This window comes from Kitasatospora sp. NPDC091257 (genome assembly GCF_044757675.1).
GTDB classification, from domain to species: Bacteria; Actinomycetota; Actinomycetes; order Streptomycetales; family Streptomycetaceae; genus Kitasatospora; species Kitasatospora lactacystinica.
In genome coordinates, this window is record NZ_JBIVVI010001480.1 from 1 (window position 1) to 1918 (window position 1918).

Here is a 1918-nt window from a genome sequence, read left to right on the forward strand (position 1 = left end):
TTTTTGGCCGGGGGGGGGGGGGGGGCCCCCGCCCCGCCCGCCCCCCCCGCAACGCGGGCGGGTGGACCCCGAGTGGGTCCGACCCGCCGCGACGTCCGGGTGGCTCGATGTCCGTTCGGCGGGCACCCGGAACCGGCACGTCGGCAAGCCCGCCCACTCCCTCGGGCCGGCGGGCACGGCCCGGGTGTCCGGGCCGTGCCCCGCGGCTAGACGTTCATGCGGAGCTGCAGCCGGCAGCCGCCGGGGCGGTTGTCGGTGTCGACGGCGAGTGCCACCGGATGGCCCGGGGACGCGGTGTGGACGTCGTTCGGGAGGGCGCCCCCGCACTGGCTGACGTCGCCGTCCCCGGCGTACCGGATGTCGAGGGTGGCGGACGCGGTGTTCGACACGAGGAAGGTGAGCGTGCACCCGCCCTGACGGCTGTCCGTGTCGATGCGGATCGTCGGGCCGAAGGTGCGGGCCGTCGACGAGGTCGGGATCCGGTAGTCGCCCTCGTTGCCGCACTGCCCCGGGGCGGTGCCGGGGGAGGACTGGAAGGCGTACCGGAAGGAGGCGGAGCCCAGTTGGTTCTGCGGATCGTAGATGCCGAACGCGAGCCGGCAGCCGCCGGGGCGGTCGTCGGTGTCGAGCCGGATCTCGTCGGACCAGTCGCCGTTGAGGTGCCACTGTTCGCCCTGGCGCCCGCCGCACTGGCCGGGGTCGCCGTCCGGCGTGAAGCTGATGCCGAACTCCGCGGGGCCGAACAGCCGGGGCGCGGCGTGCGCGGGCGGGGCGGGGAGGACGGCCGCGGTGGCCGTCGTCGCGGTGGCGGCGGTGAGCAGGGCGAGTTTCCGGATGATGTGGTGCACGCTGGCGGTTCCCTTCGGTGCGGGGCCTCGCGGCCCTCTTGAGGCACAGGGATTCCGGCGGCGTGGACACGCCAAACGGAAACGGCCGGGTCGGGCGGACAAGTCACTGGAAAGGACGGCGGGCCGTCACCCGGCGAGGAGGCCGGCGCGGACCGTGGCAGGGCTGTTGCACACGAAGTGACGCGGCTCACTGCCGTCCGGCGCGGGGCGTGATCGACTCGGCCGATGCGCCAGACCTCCTCGCCCCGACCATCGCTGATGGTCCGTCACTTCGCCGCCGCCGGCGCCGTACTGCTGCTCGCGGGCTGCGGCACCGCGGCCTCCGGCGGCACCGCGACGACCGCGGCCTCCGGCGGCGGCCCGGAGGCCTCCGGCAGCCCCGGGTCGTGCGGCACCCCGTCGCCGGGGGCACCCGGCGTGCCGCAGCCGACGGCGCTCGCCCAGGGCGGGGTGCGGATCACCGCCGTCGGCCGCACCTGCTTCGAGTACGAGGTGACCAACCCGAACAGCGAACCCTACGACTACACCGTGGTGTTCAACGGCCCCGATCCGAGCCGCGGCGCGGCGGTGTTCGGCAGCCCCGGGTCGGGCGGGGGAGGGAACCTCACCCGGACCGTCACCGGGCTCGCCCCCGGCGCCACCGAGAAGGGGCGGATCGACCTGACCGCGCCCGGCCCGACCGGGCCGGGCTCCCGCCCGGGCGCGCCCACCCTGGGACAGCCCGACAACCCCCGCCCGCCGAAGCCGGAGCTCCTCAAGGTCCGCAGCGTGCCCACCGCCGAGGCACCCGGTGCCGGCGGCCCCTGCCCGCCCTCCGGCCTGCGGCTGTACGCCGACGACGGCGACGCCGCCATGGGCCTGCGCGTGGTCGGCCTGCACCTGCGCAACTGCGGCACCGCCGTCGTCACCCTCGACGGCTACCCGCAGGTGCAGCCGCTCGACCTCGACCACAAGCCCCTCGACGGCGTGCGGATCCTGCGCGGCGGCGCCGGGATCGCCTCCGGCACCGGCGCCGACGACCCGCCGCGGAAGATCGCCCTGCGCCCGGATCGGAAGAGCGTCGTGGAGGG

2 protein-coding genes are annotated in these 1918 nt (G+C 76.3%); one reads left to right on the plus strand and one right to left on the minus strand.

The window, feature by feature from the left end; translation table 11 throughout:
- Positions 1–206: 206 nt before the first annotated feature.
- Complete coding sequence (locus tag ACIQOV_RS39535; protein ID WP_401055735.1) at positions 207–848, minus strand: hypothetical protein; 642 nt, start codon at positions 846–848, stop codon at positions 207–209.
- 225 nt (positions 849–1073) lie between these two features.
- On the opposite strand from ACIQOV_RS39535, the gene ACIQOV_RS39540 reads away from it, so the two are divergent.
- Positions 1074–1918: DUF4232 domain-containing protein (locus tag ACIQOV_RS39540; protein WP_401055737.1), on the plus strand; the 845-nt coding region annotated here is incomplete at its 3' end.